The organism is Saccharothrix deserti, from assembly GCF_009769385.1.
Taxonomy (GTDB): Bacteria; Actinomycetota; Actinomycetes; order Mycobacteriales; family Pseudonocardiaceae; genus Actinosynnema; species Actinosynnema deserti.
The window spans coordinates 21496-47428 of the sequence record NZ_ML775959.1 but is presented as its reverse complement, the minus strand read 5'-3'; the positions used below and the strand labels follow the sequence as shown (position 1 = coordinate 47428).

10 protein-coding genes are annotated in these 25933 nt (G+C 72.1%); 5 read left to right on the top strand and 5 right to left on the bottom strand.

Annotated elements, in window-relative coordinates; translation table 11 throughout:
* The first annotated feature begins 1 nt into the window (after window position 1).
* Genes FM051_RS00160 through FM051_RS00150 form a run of 3 tightly spaced genes read left to right on the top strand, consistent with a single transcriptional unit; the run spans window position 2 to window position 20318 of the window.
* Complete coding sequence (locus FM051_RS00160; protein ID WP_158839338.1) at window positions 2-18907, top strand: non-ribosomal peptide synthase/polyketide synthase; 18906 nt, start codon at window positions 2-4, stop codon at window positions 18905-18907.
* Window positions 18904-20130 (top strand): MFS transporter, encoded by a 1227-nt coding sequence (locus tag FM051_RS00155; protein WP_158839336.1) that lies wholly within the window; start codon window positions 18904-18906, stop codon window positions 20128-20130. Before FM051_RS00160 ends, FM051_RS00155 begins: the two co-directional genes overlap by 4 nt.
* Window positions 20127-20318, top strand: a complete 192-nt coding sequence (locus FM051_RS00150; RefSeq protein WP_158839334.1) for an MbtH family protein — start codon at window positions 20127-20129, stop codon at window positions 20316-20318. Before FM051_RS00155 ends, FM051_RS00150 begins: the two co-directional genes overlap by 4 nt.
* 79 nt (window positions 20319-20397) lie before the next feature.
* Here the strand turns inward: FM051_RS00150 and chrA are convergent, their stop codons facing one another.
* The 3 genes from chrA to FM051_RS00135 all read right to left on the bottom strand — a co-directional run bounded on the left by chrA (window position 20398) and on the right by FM051_RS00135 (window position 23448).
* Window positions 20398-21522, bottom strand: coding sequence for a chromate efflux transporter (gene chrA, locus FM051_RS00145; RefSeq protein WP_158839332.1), 1125 nt, complete (start codon window positions 21520-21522; stop codon window positions 20398-20400).
* Window positions 21519-22190, bottom strand: coding sequence for an arsenate reductase/protein-tyrosine-phosphatase family protein (locus tag FM051_RS00140; protein ID WP_158839330.1), 672 nt, complete (start codon window positions 22188-22190; stop codon window positions 21519-21521). Before FM051_RS00140 ends, chrA begins: the two co-directional genes overlap by 4 nt.
* An 88-nt stretch (window positions 22191-22278) precedes the next feature.
* The gene (locus tag FM051_RS00135) at window positions 22279-23448 is read right to left on the bottom strand and encodes an MFS transporter (RefSeq protein WP_158839328.1); all 1170 of its coding nucleotides are present in this window, start codon (window positions 23446-23448) and stop codon (window positions 22279-22281) included.
* A 59-nt stretch (window positions 23449-23507) separates the two neighbouring features.
* On the opposite strand from FM051_RS00135, the gene FM051_RS00130 reads away from it, so the two are divergent.
* Complete coding sequence (locus FM051_RS00130) at window positions 23508-24116, top strand: TetR/AcrR family transcriptional regulator (protein ID WP_158839326.1); 609 nt, start codon at window positions 23508-23510, stop codon at window positions 24114-24116.
* Window positions 24117-24162: 46 nt separating this feature from the next.
* On the opposite strand, the gene FM051_RS00125 is transcribed toward FM051_RS00130, so the two are convergent.
* The gene (locus FM051_RS00125; protein WP_238411999.1) at window positions 24163-24786 is read right to left on the bottom strand and encodes a TetR/AcrR family transcriptional regulator; all 624 of its coding nucleotides are present in this window, start codon (window positions 24784-24786) and stop codon (window positions 24163-24165) included.
* A gap of 111 nt (window positions 24787-24897) precedes the next feature.
* Between FM051_RS00125 and FM051_RS00120 the strand changes: the two genes are divergently transcribed.
* On the top strand, window positions 24898-25284 hold the full coding sequence (locus FM051_RS00120) for a Dabb family protein (protein WP_158839322.1): 387 nt from the start codon (window positions 24898-24900) through the stop codon (window positions 25282-25284).
* A 133-nt stretch (window positions 25285-25417) separates the two neighbouring features.
* On the opposite strand, the gene FM051_RS00115 is transcribed toward FM051_RS00120, so the two are convergent.
* Entirely contained in the window at window positions 25418-25909 is a 492-nt protein-coding gene (locus FM051_RS00115) for a metallophosphoesterase family protein (RefSeq protein ID WP_158839320.1), read from the bottom strand.
* Window positions 25910-25933: the final 24 nt, after the last annotated feature.

The following is a 25933-nucleotide window of genomic DNA, read 5'->3' as shown; positions in this document are numbered from 1 at the left end:
CATGACGACGTCCAAGCAAGACCGCATCTCCGCGCTGCCCGAACACCTGCGGGAACGGCTCCGCGACCGGCTCGCCGGCCGGGCCGCGCCCAGCGCCGACGTGATCCCGCCCGCGCCGCGCGACGAGCCGCTGCCGCTGTCCGCCGGCCAGCAGCGGCTGTGGTTCCTGGACCGGTTCCAGCCCGACAGCACCGAGTACACCAGCGCGATGGCGTTGCGGCTCACCGGTTCCCTCGACCTGCCCCGGCTGACCGGCGCGTTGTGCGAGCTGGTGCGGCGGCACGAATCGCTGCGCACCACGTTCGACCAGGTCGACGGCCGTCCGGTGCAGGTGGTGCACGACCCCGCGCAGGCGGGCGGCGAGGGCGGCGGGCTCGTGGTGGTCGCGACCGACGACCTGCGCGCGGAGCTGGACCGGCCGTTCGACCTGCAGGGCGGCCCGCTGTTCCGCGCCGCCCTGATGACCGAGTCCGACGACGTGCACGTGCTGCTGCTGACCTCGCACCACATCGTGGTGGACGGCTGGTCGCTGGGCGTGCTGGCCGACGAGTTGGGCGCGCTGTACCGGGGCGAAACGCTTGCCCCACCGCGGTTGCAGTACGCCGACTACGCCGTTTGGCAGCGCGAACGGCCCGTCGACGTGGGCTTCTGGATCGACCGGCTCGCCGGGGTGACGCCGCTGGACCTGCCCACCGACCGGCCGCGACCGGCGGAGCGCACGTCGGCAGGCGCGACGCACGAGTTCACCGTGCCCGGCCGGTTGGCCTCCGACCTGGCGGAGTTGGCCAGGGTCAACGAGACCACGCTGTTCACCACGTTGATGGCCGCGTGCCAGCTGCTGCTGGCCCGGTACACCGGGCAGGACGACATCGCGATCGGCACCGTCACCAGCGGGCGCAACCGGCCGGAGCTGGCCGGGCTGGTCGGGTTCCTGGTCGGCACCGTGGTACTGCGGTCCACTGTGGACAGGTCGCGGTCGTTCGCCGAGTTCCTGGCCGAGGCCAACCGCACCGCGCTGGACGCGTTCGCGCACGACGACGTGCCGTTCGACCGGGTGGTGGAGGCGGTGGGCGCGTCACGCGACCCGAGCCGCACGCCGCTGTTCGACGTGATGGTGGTGTTGCAGAACGCGTCGTTCCACGGGTCTGGCGGCGCGTTGCCGGAGCTGCCCGGCCTGCGCGTCGAGGAGTACCCGCTCACCCGGCAGTGGTCGAACTTCGACCTGAGCATCGACTTCACCCGGACCGACGACGGCCTGCACGGACTCGTCGAGTACAGCACGGAGCTGTTCGACGCGGCCACGATCGACCGCATGGCGCAGCACCTGCTCGTGCTGCTGGCCGGTATCACCGCCGACCCGCACCGGCCGATGTCGGAGCTGCCACTGCTGCTGGGCGACGAGCCGGACGGCCGGGGCAAGGCGCTCGCCGTCCCGGGCACCACGTTCCCCGCGCTGTTCGAGGCGCAGGCCCGCCGCACGCCGGACGCGACGGCACTGGTGTGCGAGGGCACGAGCCTCACCTTCGCGGAGGTCGACGCGAGGGCGAACCGGCTGGCGCACCACCTGCTCCGCGAGGGCGTCGAGCCGGAGCAGGTCGTCGCGCTGTCGTTGCCGCGCGGGCTCGACTGGGTCGTCGGCATCCTCGGAATCCTCAAGGCGGGTGCGGTGTACCTGCCCGTGGACCCCGGTCTGCCGGAGGCCCGCCGGCGGTACCTGCTCGAGGATTCCGGCGCGGTGCGCGTGATCGACGCGCCGGTCGACACCTCCGGCCTGCCCGGGAACGCGCCGGACGTGCCGCTGAGGCCGGACAACGCCGCGTACGTGATCTACACGTCCGGGTCGACCGGCAAGCCCAAGGGCGTCGTGGTCGAGCACCGGCAGTTGGTGAACCTGCTGCACAACCACCGCGAGGACTTCGCCACCGAGCACATGCGGGTCGCGGTGTCCGCCGTGTTCTCCTTCGACACCTCGTGGGAGGGCCCGCTGCTCATGGCCGACGGCCACGAGCTGCACGTGCTCACCGACGAGGTGCGGCTGGAGCCCCCCGCGCTGGTGCGGTACGTGCGGGACCACCGGATCGACTTCCTCGACCTCACCCCGTCGTACGTGCAGCAGCTCGTGCGGTCCGGGCTGCTCGACGGCGAGCACCGGCCCAAGGTGCTGATGCTCGGCGGCGAGGCCCTGGGCACGGCGCTGTGGCGGGAGTTGGCGCGGGCCGACGTCGCGGCCTACAACTTCTACGGACCGACCGAGACCACGGTGGACGCGGTGTCCTGCCTGATCACCGGTGATCGGCCGGTCATCGGCCGACCGCTCGCCAACCTCACCGCACGCGTGTTGGACGACGACCTCCGGCCCGTGCCGGTTGGCGTGCCCGGTGAGCTGTTCATCGCGGGCGCCCAGGTGGCTCGCGGCTACCTGAACCGGCCGGGGTTGACCGCGGACCGGTTCCTGGCCGACCCGTTCGGTGAGGCCGGCTCGCGGATGTACCGCACGGGTGACCGGGTCCGGTGGTTGGCCGACGGCACGTTGGAGTACCTGGGGCGGACCGACGACCAGGTCAAGATCCGCGGGTTCCGGATCGAGCCGGGCGAGGTCGAAGCCGCGCTGCTGAGCCACCCGGACGTCACCGGAGCCGCCGTGGTCGCGCGCACCGACAACGGGCACACCCGCCTGGTCGGGTACGTGGTCACGACCGGGCCGGCCGACCTGCGGGAACACCTGCGGCACCTGTTGCCGGAGTACCAGGTGCCGTCGGCGTTCGTGGAGCTGGACCGGCTGCCGTTGACGCCGAACGGGAAGCTGGACCGGGCCGCGCTGCCCGCGCCGCAGGCCGTCGGTGACGGCGAGTTCGTCGCGCCGCGCACACCCGTCGAAGCCGAGCTGGCCCGGATCTGGGCCGAGGTGCTGGGCGCGGAGCGGATCGGGGTGGAGGACAACTTCTTCGCGGTGGGCGGCGACTCGATCCTGTCCATCCAGCTGGTGTCGCGGGCCCGGCAGGCCGGGCTGCACCTGACCTCGCGGGACGTGTTCCGGCACCAGACGATCGCCGAGTTGGCGCCGGTGGTGTCGGAGGCCGCCGAGGTCGCGCCGGAACCGCTGTTCACCGGGCCGGCGCCGCTCACCCCGATCCAGCGGTGGTTCTTCGCGGAGCACGAACCGCTGCCGCACTTCACCATGACGCTGCTGGTCGAGCTGGACCCGGAGGTGGAGGCGGCGGCGCTGCGGGACGCCGTGCGGACCGTGGTCGAGCACCACGACGCGCTGCGGCTGCGGTTCCGCGAGGTGGACGGGCAGTGGGTGCAGGAGGTCGCGGACACCGAGGCCGACGTGTTCCGGATCTCGACCGAGGCGGACGTGGAGGCGACGGCGCGGGAGGCGCAGCGCAGCCTCGACCTGGGCAGGGGGCCGTTGCTGCGGGCGGTGTTCTTCCCCGGTGCGCGGCCGCGACTGCTGCTGACCGTGCACCACCTGGTGATGGACGGCGTGTCGTGGCGGATCCTGCTCGGCGACCTGGAGCAGGCCTACCGGGGCGTGCCGTTGGAGCCCGTCGGCACGTCGTTCACGCAGTGGGCGCACCGGCTGGCCGAGCACGTGCGGTCCGGCGCGTTGGACGACGCGCGGGAGCACTGGCGTTCGCTGCCCGACCCCGAGGCGCTGCCGGTGGACCGGGACGGCGCGAACACGGCCGGCTCGGTGCGCGTGGTGTCGGTGCGGCTGGACCGGGCGACCACGGACGCGTTGCTGACCGCCGTGCCCCCGGTGTACCGGACGCAGGTCAACGACGTGCTGCTGAGCGCGGTCGGGCGGGCGTTGGCGGAGTGGACCGGTCGGGACGCGGTGAGCGTGGCGCTGGAGGGCCACGGCCGCGAGGAGCTGCTGCCGGGCGTGGACCTCAACCGCACGGTCGGCTGGTTCACCACGCAGTTCCCGGTGGTGCTGGAGACGTTCGGCGACGGTGGCGCGACGCGGTGGGACCGCACGCTGAAGTCGGTCAAGGAGTCGCTGCGGGCGGTGCCGCACCGGGGGTTGAGCTTCGAGGCGCTGGGCGGCGGGCCGCTGCCGCAGGTCTCGTTCAACTACCACGGTCGGTTCGACGTGGCCGACGGCGGCTTCTACCGGGCCCGCCAGGACGCGGTCGGCGAGGACCTGGCGCCCGACGCGACGCGCAGCCACCTGCTGGACGTGACCGGCCTGGTCGAGCGCGGCGAGTTGGAGCTGAGCTGGGAGTACTCGGCGCACGTGCACGACGAGGACACCGTGCGGCGGCTGGCCGAGCGGACGCTCGACGGGCTGCGCGAGATCGTGGCGCACTGCGCGCAGCCCGGTGTCGGTGGGCGCACGCCGTCGGACTTCCCGTTGGCCCGGCTCACCCAGGAGCAGGTGGACGCCCTGGCCGGGCCGGACGTGGAGACGCTCTACCCACTCACGCCACTGCAAGCGGGCATGGTGTTCCACAGCCTGGTCGAGCCCGGCGCGTACGTGGACCGGATGCGGCTGGTGCTCGACGGTGTCAGCGATCCGGCGGCGTTGCGGCAGGCGTGGCAACGGGTCGTCGACCGCACGCCCGTGCTGCGGTCGAGCGTGGTGTGGGACGGGGTGGCCGAGCCGGTGCAGGTCGTGCACCGGCACGTGGAGCTGCCCAGCGGACCGGTGGATGGCCCCTTTGACCTGGGGGTGGCACCGCTGCTGCGGGTCGGCGTCACGCCGCTCGGCGGTGACCGGGTCGAGCTGGTCTGGTCGTCGCACCACGTGATCCTGGACGGCTGGAGCACCGCGCAGGTGTTCGGCGAGGTGCTGGAGCAGTACCGGGCGATCACCACCGGCACGCCCGCCCGGCTGCCCGCGCGGCGGCCGTTCCAGGACTACCTGCACTGGCTGGCTTCGCAGGACCAGGCCGCCGCCGAGGCGCACTGGCGCGCCGTCCTGTCCGATGTGGACGGTCCGACGCCGCTGCCGTTCGACCGGACGCCGACCCAGGCCCACCGCGCGGAGGCATCGGAATCGGTGCGGTTCTCGCTGGACCTGGGTGACGCCGTGCAGCGCGCGGGCCTGACCGTGAACACGGTCGTGCAAGGCGCGTGGGCGTTGCTGCTGGCCCGCGCCTCCGGTGAGTCCGACGTGGTGTTCGGCAGCACGGTGTCCGGCCGCCCGGCCGAGTTGGCCGGTGTCGAGTCCATGGTGGGCATGCTGATCAACACCGTGCCGACCAGGGCGGTCGTGGACGGCACCGCCGAGGTGGGTGCGTGGCTGCGCGATCTGCAGGCCGCGCAGAGCGAGTCGCGGCGGTTCGAGCACACGTCGTTGGCCGAGATCCAGTCCTGGACCGGTACCCGGCTGTTCGACAGCGTCGTGGTGTTCGAGAACTACCCGTTCGAGCGGGACGGCGCCGGGCCGCGCGTGGTCGAGGTGGACGCGGTCGACAACGCGACGCTGCCGTTGACGCTCAGCGCGTCCCTGACCGACCGGCTCAACCTGGACCTGGCCTACGACCCGGAGTTGTTCGACGCCACGACGGCCGAGCGGCTGGCCGGGTGGCTGCGGGAGCTGGTGCGGGCGATCGCGGCCGACCCGGCGGTCACGATCGCGGACCTGCCGTGGCTGTCGGAGGCCGAACGCCACCAGGTGCTGGTGGAGTGGAGCCGGACCGCGCGCGACATGCCGTCCACGCTGTACCCGGAGGTGTTCGCCGAGCAGGCCCGCCGGACGCCGGACGCGACCGCGCTGGTGTTCCACGGGACCTCCATGACGTTCGCGGAGCTGGACGCGCGCACGAACCGGTTGGCGCACCACCTGCTGGCGCACGGCGCGGGCCCGGAACGGATCGTCGCGGTCCTGCTGCCGCGCTCGGCCGACCTGGTGGTGGCCGTGCTCGCCGTGCTCAAGGCCGGCGCGGTGTACCTGCCGATCGACCCCGAGCTGCCCGCCGAACGCATCGACTTCCTGCTGCGCGACGCACAGTCGGGTTCGGGGCGCCACGCGCGGGCGGCGTTGGTGCTGGACGCCGTGCCCGATCTGACCGGTCTGCCGGACACCCCGCCCCCGGTCGAACTGCGCCCGGAGTACGCCGCCTACCTGATCTACACGTCCGGGTCGACCGGCACGCCCAAGGGCGTCGTGGTGGAGCACCGGCAGTTGGCGAACCTGTTCTACGCCAACCACGAGGGCCTGTCGATGGACGAGCCGACCAGGTTCGCGGTCACCGCCACGTTCTCGTTCGACACGTCGTGGGAGGGCCTGCTGTTCCTGGCCGCCGGGAACGAGCTGCACGTCATCGACGACGAGCTGCGGCTGGACCCGGCCGCGCTGGTGCGGTACGTGACCGAGCACGACATCGGGACGGTCGACCTCACCCCGTCCTACGCGCGACAGCTGGTGCAGGCCGGGCTGCTGGAGTCGGGTTTGCGCCGGATCATGCTCGGCGGCGAGGCCGTGGACGCGGCGCTGTGGCGGCAGATCGCGGACTCGCCGGTGGAGGGCTTCAACCAGTACGGGCCCACCGAGGTGACGGTCGACTCGGTGGCGACGCGGGTCGTCGGCGAGCGGCCGGTGATCGGTCGCCCGCTGCCCAACCTCGCCGCGTACGTGCTGGACGCCGACCTGCGGCCGGTGCCGCCCGGTGTGCCCGGTGAGCTGTTCGTCGGTGGCACCCAGGTCGCGCGCGGCTACCTGGACCGGCCGGGGTTGACCGCGCAGCGGTTCGTGGCCGACCCGTTCGGCGCGCCCGGCTCGCGGATGTACCGCACGGGTGACCGGGTCCGGTGGGTCTCCGTCGGCGGAGCCGACAATCGGACACAGCCGGCAATCCTCGAATATCTGGGGCGCGCGGACGACCAGGTCAAGATCCGGGGCTTCCGCATCGAGCCCGGCGAGGTCGAAGCGGCGCTGCTCGACGTGCCCGGTGTCCGCGAGTCGGCCGTGGTGGTCCGGCGGAACCGGCTGATCGGGTACGTGACGGGCACTCCGGAGACCGATCCGCGCACCGCGCTGGCCCGCACGTTGCCGGACTACCTGGTGCCGTCGGCGGTCGTGGTGCTGGACGAGCTGCCGTTGTCGCCCAGCGGCAAGCTGGACCGCCGGGCGCTGCCCGAGCCCGACCTGACCGGCGAGTTCGTCGCGCCCCGCACCGATGCCGAACGGGTCGTCGCCGAGGTGCTGGCCGACGTGCTGGGCCTGGAGCGGGTCGGCGCGCTGGACCACTTCTTCCGCCTCGGCGGTGACTCGATCCTCAGCATCCGCGTGACCTCACGGTTGCGCGCGGCGTTCGGTGTGCAGCTGTCGCCGCGCGCGGTGTTCGAACACCCCACGGTGTCCGGGCTCGCCGCCGCCATCCTCGACGGGCTCAACGGGCTCGACGGGGCGGGGCACGGCAAGGGCGGGGTGGACGCCATCCCGGTGATCCCGCGCGATGGCGCCCACGCCGCGTTCGACCAGTCGCCCGCGCAGCGGCGGTTGTGGTTCCTGGACCAGTTCGAGCCCGGCGGCACCGAGTACGTCACGCCCACCGCACTGCGCCTGCACGGACCGCTGGACCTGGCCGCCCTGGGACGTGCCCTCAACGGCCTGGTGGCGCGGCACGAGTCGCTGCGCACGACGTTCGACGACGGTGTGCAGGTCGTGCACGAGCCGTTCGACGTGGCGCTCGCGGTCGAGGACGGGTCGTGGGAGGCGGTGTTGCGCGAGGAGGTGAGCACGCCGTTCGACCTGCGCCAAGGGCCGCTGTTCCGGACCCGGCTGGTGCGGGTGGCGCCTGAGGAGCACGTGTTGGTGCTGACGCTGCACCACATCGTCACGGACGGCTGGTCGACCAGCGTGCTGGCCCGCGACCTCGGCGCGTTGTACGCGGGCGAGGAGCTGCCGCCGCTCGCCGTGCAGTACGTGGACTACACCGCGTGGCAGCCCGAGCCGCCCGTCGACTACTGGGCGACCCGCCTGGCCGGGGTGCCGCCGCTGGAGCTGCCGACGGATCGACCGCGTGCGGCGGTGCGCGGCACGGCGGGCGCGATGCACGAGTTCACCGTGCCCGCGCCGGTCGCGAAGGCGGTGAAGGCGTTGGCCGCCGAGCACGGCGACACCCTGTTCACCGCGCTGCTGGCAGCCACGAAGGTGCTGCTGGCCCGGTACACCGGTCAGGACGACATCGCGGTCGGCACGGCGGTGTCCGGGCGCGGGCGGGCCGAGTTGGACGACGTGGTCGGCCTGTTCGTCAACACCGTCGTGCTGCGGTCCACAGTGGACCTGCGGCGGTCGTTCGCGGAGTTGCTGGCCGACGTGCGGACCACCGTGCGGGACGGTTTCGCGCACCAGGACGTGCCGTTCGAGCGGGTGGTGGAGGCGGTGCGGCCGGAGCGTGATCCGAGCCGCAACGCGCTGTTCGACGTCATGGTGCTGCTGCAGAACACCGGCAGTGAGGTGCCGGAACTGCCGGGGCTGCGGGTCGAGGAGGTCCGGCTACCGCTGCTGACCTCGCTGTGCGACGTGACGTTCGAGTTCGGCGAGTCGGACGGCGTGCTGCGCGGCGCGGTCGAGTACAGCACCGACCTGTTCGACGCGGACACGGTCGACCGGATGTCCCGGCACCTGGTCGCCCTCCTCGCCGGGATCACCGCGCGACCGGACCGGCCGTTGGCCGAGGTGCCGTTGCTGCTCGGCGACGAGCCGGACGGGCACGGCGTGCGGCTGGACGTCCCCGACACCACGTTCCCCGCGCTGTTCGAGGCGCAGGTCCGCCGGACTCCTCACGCCACCGCGCTGGTGTGCGGCGACACCCGGCTCACTTACGCCGAGGTGGACGCCCGCGCCGACCGGCTGGCCCACCACCTGATCGCGGCCGGGGCGGTCGCGGAACGGGCGGTCGCGGTGTCGCTGCCGCGCTCGGCCGACTCCGTGGTGGCGATCCTGGCCGTGCACAAGGCGGGCGCGGTGTACCTGCCGATCGACCCCGACCTGCCGCGTGAACGGGTCGACTTCCTGCTGCGCGACGCGAACCCCGCGCTGGTGCTGGACGCCGTACCCGATTTTTCCGGGCAGGACCTCGCCACCCTCCCGGACACCTCGCCGGACGTGCCCGTGCGCCCGGACACCGTGCGCCCGGAGCAGGCAGCGTACGTGATCTACACGTCCGGCTCGACCGGCAAGCCCAAGGGCGTCGTGGTCGAGCACCGGCAGTTGGCGAACCTGCTGCACAACCACCGCCGGACCTTCGGCGGCGACACCGTGCCCATGAAGGTCGCCCACACCGCCATGTTCTCCTTCGACACCGCCTTGGAAGGCGTGCTGCTCATGGCCGACGGTCACGAGCTGCACGTGATCACCGACGAGGTGCGACTGGAGCCCACCGCGCTGGTGCGGTACGTGCGGGACCACCGGATCGACATGGTCGACTTCACCCCGTCCCACCTCCAGCAGCTCCTGCCGGCGGGACTGCTCGACGGCGGGCACGCGCCCCGGATCGTCACGCTCGGCGGCGAAGCCTTGCCCGAGTCGCTGTGGCGGGAGCTGGCCGCGTCGCCTCGAACCACCGCCCACAACTTCTACGGCCCCACCGAGACCACGGTGGACGCGGTGTCCACGCCGGTCACCGGCGACCGCCCGCTGATCGGACGTCCACTGGCCAACCTCGTGGCCCGCGTGCTGGACACCGACCTCCAGCCTGTGCCGGTGGGCGTGCCCGGTGAGCTGTTCATCGGTGGCGCGCAGGTGGCCCGCGGCTACCTCAACCGACCTGGCCTCACCGCGCAGCGGTTCCTGCCGGACCCGTTCGGCCCGTCCGGCTCGCGGATGTACCGCACCGGCGACCGGGTCCGCTGGGTCGGCGACCAGCTCGAATACCTCGGCCGTGACGACGACCAGGTGAAGATTCGCGGGTTCCGGGTCGAGCTGGGCGAGGTGGAAGCGGCCTTGCTGCACCACCCCGACGTAACTCAGGCGGCCGTGACAGCACGCGAGCACAACGGCCACCAGAGGCTCGTCGCCTACACCGCCGGCACGGCCACCGACCTGGCCGGCTGGCTCAAGCAGCGGCTGCCGGACTACCTGGTGCCGTCGGCGTTCGTGCCGCTGGACGCGCTGCCGCTGACGCCGAGCGGCAAGGTGGACCGGCGGGCGCTGCCCGCGCCGACGTTCACCGACGCCGGGTACGTGGCGCCCGAAGCGGGTGTCGCCGCCACGCTCGCGGACATCTGGGCCGAGGTGTTGGGCGTCGAACGGGTCGGCGCGCGGGACAACTTCTTCGCGCTCGGCGGCGACTCGATCCTGAGCATGCAGGTCGTGTCACGCGCCCGGCAGGCCGGTCTGAAGCTGACGTCCAAGGACGTCTTCCTGCGCCAAACCGTCGCCGATCTCGCGCTCGCCGTCACCGACGACGCCGGGCCGGCCCACGAGGCCGTCACGGTGCCCGTTCCTTCTGGCCAGGCGCCGCTCACCCCCATCCAACGCTGGTTCTTCACCAACCACGGGCCGTTGGCGCACTTCACCATGTCGGTGGTCGTGGAGGTGGGTGACGTCGAGCCCGCTGTCGTGCGCGACGCCGTGCGGGCCGTGGTCGCCCACCACGACGCGCTGCGGCTGCGGTTCACCCGGGTCGACGGCGTGTGGCAGCAGGAGGTCGCTGACGTCGAGTCCGCCGAGGTGTTCCACCTCGCGTCCACCGAAGACCTCGCCACCGAGGCCGAACTCGCCCGGACCAGCCTCGACCTGCGGCACGGTCCGCTGCTGCGCGCGGTGCTGTTCGCCGACGGCAGGCTGTTCGTCACCGCGCACCACCTGGTGGTCGACGCGGTGTCGTGGCGGATCCTGCTGGCCGACCTGGACACCGCGCTGGCCGGCGGTGACCTCGGCCCGAAGAGCACCGCGTTCACCGACTGGGCGCGCAGGCTCGACCGGCACGTGCGCGACGGCCGGTTCGACCACGCCCTCGCGCACTGGGCCGCCGTGCCGGTGGAGGCCGTTCCGGTCCAGGAGGCAGTGCCGACGACGGCGGGCACCGCGCGCAACGTGTCGGTGCGCCTGGGTCGGGCCGAGACGGACGCGCTGCTGCACGCCGTCCCGGACGCCTACCGCACGCAGGTCAACGACGTGCTGCTCACCGCGTTGACCTCGGCGTTCGCCGGGCGGGCGCTGGTGACGCTGGAGGGTCACGGCCGGGAGGAGCTGTTCGAGGGCGTGGACCCGTCCCGCACGGTCGGCTGGTTCACCGCCCAGTTCCCGGTGGCGTTGGAGCTGCCTGACGGTGACTGGGGTGCGGCGCTCAAATCGGTGAAGGAACAGCTGCGGGCCGTCCCGGACAAGGGGTTGAGCTACGAAGCCCTCAAGCACTGGGATCGCGGCCTGACCGGCTCGCTGCCCCGGGTGTGCTTCAACTACCTCGGCCGGTGGGACGACGAACTCGCCAAGATCGGATCGGACACCGAAGCCGGAGCAGATCACGGCCGTGAGGTGCCGGACGACCTGACCCGCCCGTACCTGCTCGACATCACCGCCGCCGTGTCGGCGGGCGAGCTGGTGGTGGACTGGGAGTACTCGACCGAAGCCCACGACGAGGTCGCGGTGTGGGCACTGGCCGACCGGATGCTGGACGCGCTGCGCGGGATCGTCGCGTTCTGCGCCCGACCCGACGCCTGGGGCCGCACGCCGTCGGACTTCCCGCTGGCGAAGCTCACCGCCGAGCAGGTGGACCGGATCGCCTCCCCCGACGTCGAGGACATCTACCCGCTCACCCCGTTGCAGGCGGGCATGTTGTTCCACAGCCTGGTCGACGACGGCACCGCGTACGTGAACCAGCTGCGGGTGCGACTGTCCGGTGTGGATGATCCGGCGCGGTTCGGCGCGGCGTGGCAGCGGGTCGTGGACCGCACGCCGATCCTGCGTTCCAGCGTGGTGTGGGAGGGCTTGGACGAGCCGGTGCAGGTCGTGCGGCGCGGGGTGACCGTGCCGGTGACCTGCGCCGACGTCACCGACGAGTTGGTGGCGGCCGATGCGGCGGCGGGCGTGGACCTGACCACCGCGCCGTTGATGCGGCTGGCCATCGGGCGGGTGTCGGACACCGAGATCGACCTGTTGTGGACCTCGCACCACGTGCTCCTGGACGGGTGGAGCACCGCGCAGGTGTTCGGAGAGGTGCTGAACGAGTACGCGGGCGGCACCGCACCGGCGCGCCGGCCGTTCCGCGACTACCTGGCCTGGCTCGCCGAACTCGACCAGTCGGCCGCCGAGTCGTACTGGCGGGGTGTGCTGGCCGGGTTCGACACGCCCACTCCCCTGCCGTTCGACCGGCCGCCCGCCGAGGCGCACCGCGCCGAGTCGTCCGCGCAGATCGTGCTGGACCTGCCGGTCACCGCGTTGGACGCGGTCGCCCGGACGCACGGTCTGACGGTGAACACGCTGGTCCAGGGCGCGTGGGCGCTGCTGCTGGCGCGGATGTCGGGCCGGCGGGACGTGGTGTTCGGCAGCACGGTGTCCGGCCGCCCGGCCGAACTGCCCGGCGTCGAGTCGATGGTGGGCATGTTCATCAACACCGTGCCGACCAGGGTGTCGGTGGAGTCCGAGGCCGAGGTGGTCGCCTGGCTGCGCCGGTTGCAGGAGGCGCAGAGCGAGTCCCGGCAGTTCGAGCACGTGTCGCTGGCCCAGGTGCAGGGTTGGGCGGGCACCCGCCTGTTCGACAGCCTGCTGGCGTTCGAGAACTACCCGGTGGACAAGGACACGCCCGACGGCGCGCCGCGCGTGGGTGAGGTCGACGGCTTGGACACCACGACGTTCCCGCTCGCCGTGCGCGCGCACGTGGACGACGCCTTGCACGTGGAGTTGACCTACGACCCCCGGCTGTTCGACGCCTCCACCATTGCCGCGCTGGGCGACCGGCTGGGTCGGCTGCTCGACGGGATCGGCGCGGACCCGCACCGGCGGGTGTTCGAGCTGCCGTGGCTGTCGGACGCCGAGTTGGACCAGGTGCTGGTGTCGTGGAACGGCCCATCGTCCGGTGCCACACCGTCCGGCGCCACAGTGTCCGGGGCCGTGGTCGAGGACACCATCCCGTCGCTGTTCGCCGCGCGGGCCGCGCGCACGCCCGATGCGGTGGCGGTGACGTGCGAGGGCGCTCACCTGACGTACCGGGAGCTGGACGAGCGGGCCAACCGGTTGGCACACCACCTGATCGGGGTGGGCGCCGGGCCGGAGTCGTTGGTGGCGTTGAGGTTCCCGCGCTCGCTGGACCTCGTCGTGGCGGTGTTGGGGGTGTTGAAGGCGGGGGCGGCTTATCTGCCGTTGGATGTTTCGTACCCGGCCGATCGTGTCTCCTACATGATCGGCGACTCCCAGCCGACGACAACCCTCGACTCCCTTCCCGACCTGTCCGACCGGTCCGGGCTGCCGGTGGACGCGCCGGACGTGCCGCTGCGGCCGGACAACGCCGCTTACGTGATCTACACGTCGGGTTCGACCGGCCGGCCCAAGGGTGTCGTGGTGCCGCACTCGAACGTGGTGCGGTTGTTCTCGGAGACCGACCGGTGGTTCGGGTTCGGGGCGGACGACGTGTGGACGTTGTTCCACAGCTACGCGTTCGACTTCTCGGTGTGGGAGCTGTGGGGCGCGTTGTTGCACGGCGGGCGGCTGGTCGTGGTGCCGTACGAGGTGTCGCGGTCGCCGCGCGAGTTCGCCCGGTTGGTGGCCGACGAGGGCGTGACGGTGCTGAACCAGACGCCGTCGGCGTTCTACCAACTGCTCGCGGAGGCGCCGGATCTCGACGTCCGGTACGTGATCTTCGGTGGTGAGGCGCTGGACGTGCGCAAGCTGTCCGCGTGGCGCGGGTCGGGCGCGCTGGTCAACATGTACGGGATCACCGAGACGACCGTGCACGTGACGTGGAGCGCTGTCTCCTCTTCCGGGCGTGACGGGTCGATCGGTGTGCCGATCCCGGATCTGCGGGTCTACGTGCTGGACGAGGAGTTGCAGCCGGTCGCGGCCGGGGTGGTCGGTGAGATGTACGTGGCCGGTCCCGGCGTGGCGCGTGGGTACCTCAACCGGCCGGGGCTGACGGCGTCGCGGTTCGTGGCGAACCCGTTCGGTCCGGCGGGGTCGCGGATGTACCGGACCGGTGACCTGGCCCGGTGGGTCGACGGTCGGTTGGAGTACTTCGGGCGGGCGGACCAGCAGGTGAAGATCCGCGGGTACCGGATCGAGTTGGGTGAGATCGAGGCGGTGTTGGCCGCGCACACGGCCGTGGCGCAGGTCGCGGTGGTGGTGCGGGAGGACCGCCTGGTCGCCTACTACGTGCCGGCCGAGGCGGCGTCCGCTGTCGGGTTGCGCGAGCACGTGGCGCGGGCGTTGCCGGATTACATGGTGCCCACCGCGTACGTGCCGCTGGAACGCTTGCCGCTGAACGCGAACGGCAAGCTGGACCGTGCCGCACTGCCCGCTCCGGAACGGGAGGCGTCGGCCGCCGGTGGCTTCGTCGCGCCGCGCACGGAGGCCGAGCGGGTGGTCGCCTCGGTGTGGGCCGACGTGTTGGGGTTGGCCGCGGTGGGCGTGGAGGACAACTTCTTCGCGCTGGGTGGCGACTCGATCTCCAGCATCCGAGTGGTGTCGCGGCTGCGGTCGTGGTTCGACGTGTCGCCGCGCGACCTGTTCGACCACCCGACGGTGGCGGGACTCGCGGCTCGGTTGTCCGGTGCTGCGGGGTCGGTGATTTCGCGGGTCGAGGGTGAGCTGCCGTTGTCGTTCGCGCAGCAGCGGTTGTGGTTCTTGGACCAGTTCTCGCCCGGTGGGACCGAGTACGTGACGCCGTTGGCGGTGCGGTTGCGTGGCGGGTTGGACGTGCCTCGGTTGGAGCGGGCGCTGTCGGGGGTGGTGGCGCGGCACGAGCCGTTGCGCACGACGTTCCCGGCGGTGGACGGGTTGCCGGTGGCGGTGGTCCGGTCGGCTGCGGACGTGGTGCTGCCGGTGGTCGATGAGATGCCTGCGGTGGAGCCGTTCGACCTGGCCGAAGGGCCGCTGTTCCGGCCGGTGTTGGTGCGTCTCGGGCCGGACGATCACGTGTTGGCGTTGACGATGCACCACATCATCACCGACGGGTGGTCCGGCGGCGTGCTGATGTCCGATCTCGCCGCGCTGTACGACGGTGAGGAGTTGCCGCCGCTGCCGATCCGGTACGGCGATTTCGCGGCCTGGCAACGGGAACAGCCGTTGGACGTTCAGCTGGACTACTGGCGTGAGCAGTTGGCGGACGTGCCCGCGTTGGAGCTGCCGACCGACCGGCCACGGCCGCCCGTGCAGACGACGGCGGGCGCGCAGACCGAGTTCGTCGTGCCCGCACCGGTGGCGGAACGGTTGCGGGAACTGGCTCGGGCGGTGGACGGCACGTTGTTCATGGCGTTGGTGGCGGCCTGCCAGGTGTTGTTCCACCGCTGGTCCGGGCAGGACGACTTCGCGGTGGGCACGGTGGCGTCCGGGCGCGAGCGGGCGGAGACGCAGGACCTGGTCGGGTTCTTCGTCAACACGGTGGTGTTGCGGGCGCGGATCTCGCCGTCCGCGACGTTCCCCGAGTTCCTGGCCCGGACGCGGGAGACCGTGCTGGACGCGCTCGCGCACCAGGACGTGCCGTTCGAGCGGGTGGTGGACGCGGTGCAGCCGGACCGCGACACCAGCCGCACGCCGTTGTTCCAAGCCGTGGTGGCGTTGCAGAACGCGCCGCAGGCACCCGGTTTCCCGGGGCTGGAGGCGGTCGACGTCGCGCAGCCCGTGGTGAGCACCGGGTTCGACGTGACGGTGGAGTTCACCGAGGAGGGTGACGGCGGGCTGCTCGGGTCGGTCGAGTTCAACACGGACCTGTTCGACGCGGACACGATCGGGCGGCTGGTCGAGCACCTCGGCGTGCTGCTGTCCGGGATCGCGGCCGACGCGGACCGCCCACTGTGGGCGTTGCCGGTGCTGCCCGACGGTGAGCGGGAGTTGTTGGCGGCGTGGGGTTCGGCCGGTCCGGCTGTCGACGGTCCCGGTTTCGTGGAGTCGGTCGAGGCTCAGGTGGCGCGGACGCCGGACGCGTTGGCGCTGACCGGTGCGGTCGATGTGACGTACGCCGAGCTGAACGCGCGGGCGAACCGGTTGGCGCACCACCTGATCGGGTTGGGCGCCGGGCCGGAGCGGATCGTCGCGTTGCGGATGCCCCGGTCGGTGGACCTGGTGGTGGCCGAGCTGGCGGTGTTGAAGGCCGGTGCGGCGTTCCTGCCGGTCGATCCGGAGTACCCGGCGGAGCGGATCTCGTTCATGCTGGCCGACGCCCGGCCGTTGGTGGTGCTGGACGGGCCGGTGGCGTCGGATGGGCAGCCGGACACGAATCCCGGTGTGGTGGTGCGCCCCGAACACCCGGCATACGTGATCTACACGTCCGGGTCGACCGGGCGGCCGAAGGGCGTGGTGGTGTCGCACGCCGGGCTGGGGACGTTCTCGGCGGCCGAGATCGCGCACTTCGACGTGTCGCCGGGTGATCGGGTGCTGGAGTTCTCCTCCCCCAGCTTCGACGCCTCGGTGCTGGAGCTGTGCATGGCGCTGCCGGCGGGCGCGGCGCTGGTCGTGCCGCCGCCGGGGCCGCTGCTCGGTGACCAGTTGGCCGAGGTGATCGACTCGTTCGGGGTGACGCACGCGTTGATCCCGCCGGTCGCGCTCGCCACCGTGCCGGATGTGGAGCTGCCGACGTTCCGCACGCTGGTCGTGGGTGGTGACGCGTGTTCGGCGGATCTGGTGCGGCGGTGGGCCCCGGGGCGGCGGATGATCAACGCGTACGGGCCGACCGAGTCCACTGTGGTCACGTCGTGGAGCGAGCCGCTGGAACCCGGTGGTGTGCCGCCGATCGGGCGACCGATCCCCGGTACGCGGGTGCACGTGTTGGACGGCGCGTTGCAGCCCGTGCCGGTCGGGGTGGCCGGTGAGCTGTACGTGTCGGGTGTCGGGTTGGCGCGCGGGTACCTGGACCGGCCGGGGTTGACCGCGTCGCGGTTCGTGGCGGACCCGTTCGGGCCACCCGGGTCGCGGATGTACCGCACGGGTGACGTGGTGCGGTGGACCGCCGTCGGCGGAGCCGGCGATCGGATGCGGTCGGGCGTTCTCGACTACCTGGGGCGGGCCGACGAGCAGGTGAAGATCCGGGGGTTCCGGATCGAGTTGGGCGAGGTCGAGACGGCCTTGCTGCGGCACCCGGACGTGCGCGAGGCGGTCGTGGTGGCTCGGGCCGACGGGCGTGGGCACAAGCGGCTCGTGGCGTACGTCGTCGGCGAGGTGGCGAAGGTCCGGGAGTTCCTGGGCGAGTCGCTGCCGGACTACCTGGTGCCGTCGCTGTTCGTGCCGGTGGAGGCGTTGCCGATCAGCCCGAACGGGAAGGTGGACCGGGCGCGGCTGCCCGAGCCGGACTTCTCGGCGCCGGCCGGTGCCGGGTACGTCGCACCCGGTGGGCCGGTGGAGGAGGCGTTGGCGGCGGTGTGGGCCGATGTGCTCGGTGTGCCGCGCGTCGGGGTTGAGGACAACTTCTTCGCGCTCGGCGGCGATTCGATCCTGAGCATGCAGGTGGTGGCGCGGGCGCGGCAGGCCGGGTACCGGTTCGCGACGCGGGACCTGTTCGTGCACCAGACCATCGCTTCGTTGGCGCCGCACGTGTCGGCGGAGGTGGTGTCGGGAGCCGAGCGGGCGCCGGTGGTCGGTGACGTGCCGTTGACGCCGATCCAGCACTGGTTCCTGACGTCCGGGCGGCGCAACCCGCACCACTTCAACCAGTCGCACCTGGTGGAGCTGGATCCGGCGGTGGACGTCGCGGCGCTGCGGCGGGCGTTGGGGGTGCTGGTGGCGCACCACGACGCGTTGCGACTGCGGTTCACGTCGGTCGACGGGGTGTGGCGGCAGCACAACGACGGTGTTCGTGATGTCGACGTCGACGTGCTGACCGTGGTGGACGGGGCCGAGGAGTTGGAGGCGGTCGCGGACGAGGTGCACGCGTCGTTCGACCTGGGGTCCGGTCCACTGTTCCGGGCGGTGTTGTTCCGGGCCGAACAGCCGCTGTTGTTGCTGGTGGCGCACCACCTGGTGGTGGACGGGGTGTCGTGGCGGATCCTGCTGGACGACCTGGAGACCGCGTACCGGGGTGAGGACCTGGGCGCCAAGACGACCTCGTACCAGGAGTGGTCGCGGCGGTTGGAGGCCCACGTGCTCGGCGGCGGGTTGGACGACGAGGTCGCGCACTGGAGCGCGACGTTCCCGCCCGGTCCGACGCCTCGCGGTGCGGCGGAGGCGGTGACGGTGGAGTTGTCGGCGGACGACACGGACGCGCTGTTGCGCGGTGCGCCGGTCGCCTACCGGACGCGGATCAACGACGTGCTGCTGGCCGCGTTGGCGTGGGCGTTGGCCCGGTGGACCGGGTCGTCGCGGGTCGCGGTCGACCTGGAGGGGCACGGGCGGGAGGACGTGCTGGACGTGGACCTCTCGCGGACCGTCGGCTGGTTCACCACGGTGTTCCCGGTGGCGTTGGACGTGCCGGACGGGACCTGGCGGGACCGGGTGAAGGCGGTGCGGCGGCAGCTGCGGGCCGTGCCGGGCAACGGTTTCGGGTACGGGGCGCTGCGGCAGCACGGTCTGGTGCCCGACGCCGGGCGGCCCGCCGTGTCGTTCAACTACCTGGGCCAGTTCGACGGCGGTTCGGCGGAGTCGACCGGCCTGTACCGGGCGGTGCTGCCGTCGGTCGGCCACGAACACGACCCGGCGGACGTCGGCGACCACGTGCTCGACGTCGTCGGCGAGGCCGGTCGGACGTTGGGATTCACCTGGTACTACCACCCGTCGGTGCACTCGGGCGCGGAGATCGAGTCGGTGGCCGCCGACTTCGCCACCGCGCTCCGGGCGATCGCCGCGGATTGCCGGGGTGCGATGTGACCACGTCCTTGGCGCGCAATCGGAACTACACGTTGTTGTGGAGCGGTCAGGCGTTGGCCGAAGTGGGGTTCAGCGCCTCGATGATCGCGTTCCCGCTGCTGGTGCTGGCGGTCACCGGGTCGCCGGCGGTGTCCGGGCTGGTGTTGGCGGCCGATGCCGCCGCTCAGCTGGTGGCCGGGTTGCCCGCCGGCGCGTTGGTCGACCGGTGGGATCGGCGCCGGATCATGCTGTGCTGCGAGGCGGCCCAGGCGTTCGCGCTGGGCGGGCTGGTGTTGGCCGTGTGGGCGGACGCGGTTTCGGTGGCGCACCTGGTCGCGGTGGCGGCCGTGCTGGGGGTGTGCCGGGCGTTGTTCGAGCCCGCGGAGGACGCCTGCCTGCCTCGGCTCGTGCCGGACTCGCAGTTGGCCACGGCGGTGGCGATGAACACGGCGCGGTCGTCGTTGGGGCAGATGTCGGGGACGGCGTTGGGCGGTGTGCTGTTCGCCGTGACGCGGTGGTTGCCGTTCCTGGTGGACATGGTGACGCACGTGCTGGCGTTCGTGACGCTGCTGTTCCTGCGGGTGCCGCCGGTGGAGCGGGTGTCGTCTCGGCCGCCGCACATCCTGCGGTCGATCGGTGAGGGGCTGCGGTGGGTGTGGGGCCGGCCGGAGATCCGGGTGACCGCGGTGTGCGCGGTGGTGCTGAACCTGTTCTTCACCGCGTTCTACCTGGTGGTCATCGTGCTGGCGCAAGGGCGGGGCGCGTCGTCCGCCGAGATCGGCGTGATGGCGGCGATGCTCGGGGTGGGCGGTGTGCTCGGTGCGCTGGTCGCGCCGTGGCTGCACCGCAGGCTCGGGCCGCACCGGTCGATCGCGTCGGTGTTCTGGGTGCTGTGCCTGCTGACGCCGGTCGCGCTGGTGGTGCAGTCGGCTTATCTGCTGGGCGGGTTGTTCGCGTTGATGACGTTCCTCGCGCCGACCGCCAACACCACCATCGGCACGCACCAGCTGCTGCTCACCCCGGACGCGCTGCGGGGACGTCTGAGCGGCGTGATGGCGGTGGTCGTCGGGCTGGCCGGGGCGTTGGGGCCCCTGGTCGGCGGCGTGCTGACCGAACTCCTGTCCGCCCGCACCGCGGTCGTGGTGTGCGCGGTGGGGATTTTCCTGATCACCGTATTCGTCACCGTCAGCCCGACTCTGCGCGGGTACGGGGCGGTTCCAGTCGACGAGGAGGAGAAGGCATGAGGGACGACATCACCTACCAGGTGCTGGTGAACGACGAGGGCCAGTACTCGCTGTGGCCGGCGCACCACGACGTGCCGGCGGGGTGGCGGTTCGAGGGCACCAAGGGCACGAAGGACGAGTGCTCGGCGCACGTGGACGCGGTGTGGACCGATATGCGGCCGGCCTCCTTGCGTGCCGCGATGGACTGAGGCCGGGTTGTGCTCCGACCGCCGCGCGGCCTCGACGCCGCGCGGCGGTCGGTTGCGGACGTCATCTCCGCGAAGTCGGTCAGAACAGCGCGATCAGGGCCCCGATGACGCCGCAGGCGACCAGCGCGGTCACCACGCCCCGGCGCAGGACCAGCAGCCACAGCGCGGCGGCACCCAGCAGGACGAACTGCCACGGCTCGTGCAGCGACCAGGCCAGCGGCACGGTCGAACCGGCGATCGCGCCGATGGCGGCGGCGCCCGCGCCGGTGAGGAACGCCTGGGCCTTGTCGTTGTCCCGCAGTTGTTCCAGCCTCGGGCCGCCCGCGATGACGAACACGAACGAGGGCGCGAACGCGACGAACGCCGCCAGCAGCCCGCCACCCAGACCGGCCGCGGCGTAGCCGACCACCGCGACGGTCTGCACGACCGGTCCCGGGGTGATCTGGCCGAGCGCCACCGCGTTGAGGAACTGGGCGTCGGACATCCACCTGTACGTGTGCACGGCGTCCTGCCGCATCAGCGGGATGATGACGAACCCGCCGCCGTAGGACAGCGCGCCGACCTTGGCCGCCACCCACGCCAGTGCGCCGAGGCCTCCCCCGGCGGCGGGCAGGGCCAGGACGACGGGCCACGCGGCACGGCGACCGGACGGCGTCCGCACCGCGATCTCCACCAGACCGGCGGCGGCGAGCACGAGCACCAGCCACGGGCCGGTCACCGCCGCCGCGACCGCGCCGACCGCCAGGTACAGCACCCACCGGACGCGTGCCGCCCACGCGGCGCCGATGCGGTTCCGGCTGCCGGGGATCAGGCCCCACGCCGCGTGCGCCGCCACGGCGGGCACGGCCGCGCCCGCTCCGGCCGCCGCACCGGTCACCCACGCGGGGGCGTTGTCGGCCAGGAACAGCACGGCCAGCGCGAGGATCAGCAGCAGTCCCGGCACGATGAAGCACACGCCGCCGACCAGGGCGCCCGCCGTGCCGCGCAGTCGCCACGCGCACAGGATCGCGAGCTGCGTCGAGGCGGGACCGGGCAGCAGGTTGGTCACCGCGATGCCGTCCTCGAACTCGCGGTCGGTGAGCCAGCCGCGCCGGGTGACGCACAGGTCCCGCAGCAGCGCGATGTGCGCGGGCGGTCCACCGAAGCCGATGCAGCCGATGCGCCCCCACTCGCGGGCGATGGTCGCCAGGCCGACTCGGGTCACGGTGCGCTCGCGATCGCCACGAGCCGGTCGACCCGCTCGGTGAGCTGCGCCAGGACGTCCTCGAAGATCTCGTCCGTGTCGACCGCGCCGGGGTCGGGCACGGACCAGTGCACGCGCCGGTCGCCGGGACCGAGTTCTTCGTAGGCGTTGTCGCAGACGGCCACCACCAGGTCGTCCGGCTCGACCACGTCGCGGACGTGCGCGGTGCCGTCGCGGCCGAGGCGCAGCCCGTGGCGTGCCGCCGTGCTGATCGCGCGCGGGTTGAGGCGGGGACCGGGGTGGGTGCCGGCGGAGGTGACCGGGATGGTGCTGCGCGCGCTCCACACGGCTGCGGCGAGCGGCGAGCGGGCCGCGTTTCGGGTGCACACGAACACCACGCGTGGCGCGGTGACCGACGCGGTGAGCCCGAGCCTGTCCAGCGGTTCCGGGGTGAGCCGGACGTAGGCGCGCCTGCGATCCGCGTACGAGGGCGCGCGAACGACCAAACCGACTTCGCGGAGCACCTTGAGGTGGTGGGCCAGCAGGTTGGACGTGAGGCCGAAGGCCTGCCCCAGCTCACCAGGCGCCCGATCACCGACCGCCAGCAATTCGACGATGCCGAGCCGGACCGGATCGGCCAGCGCGCGGTGCAGGGCCGCCCGATCCCGGAGGTTGGCGTCAACTTCCATTGAGGCAATCCTCGCTGAGACGCTTCCCCCGGTCAACTCGGCTGTCCTCCTGTCCGGCCGAAGTCGACGGAGTCCGGACCCGGTGCTCCTACCGTGTTCTGATCAAGGCGGTGAGACCGCCCAGGACGCAGAAGCCCGCGGCCAGCAGCGCCAGGGGTCCCGGGCTGAGGGCGTCCCGGGCGATTCCGAAGCCGGCGGATCCGAGAGCTTGTCCGACGGCCAAGGCGATGAACAGCACCGAGGTGCCCGCTCCCGCGGCGTTCGGCCAGATCCGCCGGGCCCAGAGGATGAGCACACCGGACAAGCCCATGTACGCGGCGCCGAAGAGCGCCATGGCGGCGTAGGCCACCCAAGAACTGCCCGCAACCACGGACAGTGCCAGGCCGGCGTTGGCCAGCGCCAGGACACCGGCACAAAGGCACCACCCGCCTCGTCGTCCCAACCGCTCGACCACCACTCCCGTGAGCGCTCCGAGCATTCCTCCCAAACCCAGGGCGATCCACAGCCACCCCACCCGGTCGGGGCTCACCGAACCGGACCCGGTGGCCAACAACGGCCCGAACGTCCAGATCAGGGCCGCCCCGGCGCCGGCGACCACCGCGGCCGCACCCGGCACGACGAGAAGCCGCCACGACCCTGGGACCGAGCCCGAAGGCGTTTCCGTTGTGGCGTGCCGAGAAGCAGTCAGGTCGGTGCGTGCCCGCACGGGATACCAAGCCGCCACCGCGGTCACCGCGCACACCAGTGCCATGAACACCCATGCCGGGCCGACCGAAGCGGCAACCGAGGCCACCACACCGGCGCCGATCACGCCCACAGCCGTTCCCGAGTTCACCACGGACTGAGCCGTTGCGGTCGCGCGGCGGGCCACGACCGCGTCGATGACCGGGACCAGAGCAGGAGAAGCGAATCCGCCACCCATCCCGCCGATGAAGACCGCGACCACGAACACCACCGGGTCCGAGGCCACCGCCACCCCCAGACACCCCGCGGTCGACGTGACACCGGCGAGGACCAGCCCCGCGCGGGGGCGCCGGTCGACCAACCTGGCGGCCACCGCGGCAGCCAGCGAGTACGAGGTGAACTGCGCGGCCGCGGCCCAGCCGATGACGCCGATCAGGTCCGGGCGCAGCGCAACCAGCAGCGGAGCGAACAGACCGACCCCGAAACGGGCCATCCCGTAGGTGGCGGCGACCAGCAACATCCCCGCCACTGCCGCACCCAGACCGGATCCGCGTCGGTGGGTTGTCGCTAGCATCCCGGCACCTCATCTCGACATAACGGTCGTTTCGGCATAACGAACGTTACACTGCAGGCGTGGCCTCTCCCGAGCACACCAGGAAGCGCATCCTCGACGCCGCCGAGGCGCTCTTCTTCCAGCAAGGCATCGCGGTCACCGGGGTGGACCAGGTCGCCACCTCGGCCGGAGTGGCGATCGTGACGCTCTACAAGCACTTCGGGGCCAAGGACAACCTCCTGCGCGAGGTGCTATCCCGCCGGCTCGATGCGTGGACCCGGCACTGGGATGCGGCCATCGCCAGGGCCGACTCCCCGGAAGAACGCCTGCTGGCGATCTTCGAAGCCGTCGAGACCTTCCGTGCCGCGGCCAACCCCACCCAGTGGTGCTGCTTCCTGGCCACCGCCTCCGAACGCCCCACCCCGGAAGACGGTCGCACCGACCCGGTGTTCGAGCTGATCCGCCAGGACACCCAACTGGTGACCGAACGGCTTGCACAGCTGGCCGAGGACGCCCGGTGCACCGACCCGGCCGCCGTCGCCTCGATGCTGCTGCTGCTCTACAACGGCGTGCTCGGCAGCCTTCTGCGAGGCGCTCCTTCAGATCCCCTGGCACAGGCTCGCAAGACCGCACGCTTGATCATCGACTCCCTCGCACAAGCCTCGCCGGACCAGGCGAAAGAGTCGTAGACCACCGGCCTGACGCGGAACGGACACACGACACTCGGCGACGACGTCAGGCGCCGTAGGCACGCAGGAACACGTCGACCGCGTTGACCGCCACCGCCCGCAACTGTGCCGTCGGGACCTTGCGCATTCCGAAACCCGAGCGGGCCTCCATCGGACCGGTCAGGAGGGCGAGCAGGTGTTCGGCGGCGTCGGCCGGTTCGCACGGGCGCAGGTGGCCGGCCAGGACGAGTCTGGCCAGGCGGTCGGCCAGGGCCTCCGCCAACCGCAGCCCGGTGCGGGCGTGCACGGCGTCGACCACGTCGGGGAAGCGGGCCACCTGGGCGTAGGTCAACCACTTCAGTGATCGGGAGCGCTCGTCGTCGCACGTCCGGACCAGCCGGTAGGCGACGTCCTCCAACGTCGCCCGCGGGTCGTCGCCGGGCTCGCGCAGCCGTTCGACCACGGCGAGGTTCTGTGCCAGTACCGCGTCGGCGGCGGCGTCCACCGCCTGGCGGAACAGGGTTTCCTTGTCGTTGAGGTGGTTGTAGACGGTCGGCTTCGCCACGCCCGCCACCTCGGCGATCTCCTTCACGCACGCCTGCGCGTAGCCGCGCCTGGCGAACACGTCGAACGCGGCGGCCAGGATCGCCTGCCGCTTGTCCACCCGCGCCCGTGAAGCCGTCTCCACCACCGGCACACGGTAGCCCGGATGAACTCATGGGTTCAAGTTTCAGGACCAACTGGTAAATGGATCAACTGGACCAGTATGTTGAACCCACGGGTTCAATCGAGAGGGGTGTTCATGATCGTCAACGTGCTTCGTTTCAGCTTCCGCGAAGGCACCACGCCCGAGCAGGAAGCCGAGGTCCTGGCCGCGATGCGGCGGACGGCGACGCTCGAATGGGTGTCGTTCTCCACGGTCGGTCGCGACCTGGGCATTCCGGACGAGGGGTTCACGCACGCCTACGTGGTGGGCATCGCGGATCTCGACGCTTTGGAGCGGTACATGCACGATCCGGTCCACCTGGCGGGTGACGACACGATCCTGCCGCACCTGGGCAGGTTCGGCGCCGTGCGGTTCTCCGACGACGGGGACCCGGAGGTCGGCGCGAAGGTCCTCGCGCTGCACTTGGCCAAGGTCGCGAAGTACCCGGAGTGGGGCCGCCAACTCGACTCGATCCCCGCCTGACCCGCCACCTGACGCACGCCACCTGACGCACAGCGCCCGGCCCCGCCGCTGGTGCGCGCCGCCGCCGGTCCGAGTCGCCGGTCAGGGTGTTGGCCCACGCCGCCGGTCAGGGGTGTCGGTCAAGGGCATCGGTCTATGTCACCGGCACGATCCGGGCCGCGACGAGTTCGCCGTCCTCGATGTCGAGCAGGCCGACGGTGCCGTGCGGCTGGCGGCGGCGGTCGGTGGGTGAGCCCGGGTTGAAGACGCGCACGCCGTCGCCGGTGACGTCCATCGGGATGTGGGAGTGGCCGAACACCACCAGATCCGCCTCGGGGAACCGGCGGCGCATCCTTGCGGTGCGGCCGGTGGCCTGGCCGCTGTCGTGGATCATCGCCACGCGCAGGCCCGCGAGGTCCACTTCCACGGTCTCCGGTGCGCCCCACTCGGCCACGTCCGGGCCGTCGTTGTTGCCGCGCACGGCGGTCACCGGCGCGTACTGCGCCAGTTCGTCGAGCACCGACGCCACGCAGACGTCACCGGCGTGCAGGATGACGTCCGCGTGGCGCAAGTGCTTCGCCACCTCCGGGGGACACGACTTCCACCGCCGGGGCGCGTGGGTGTCGGCCAGCACGACTACCCGCATGGCGCCGACGGTACCGCTGTGACT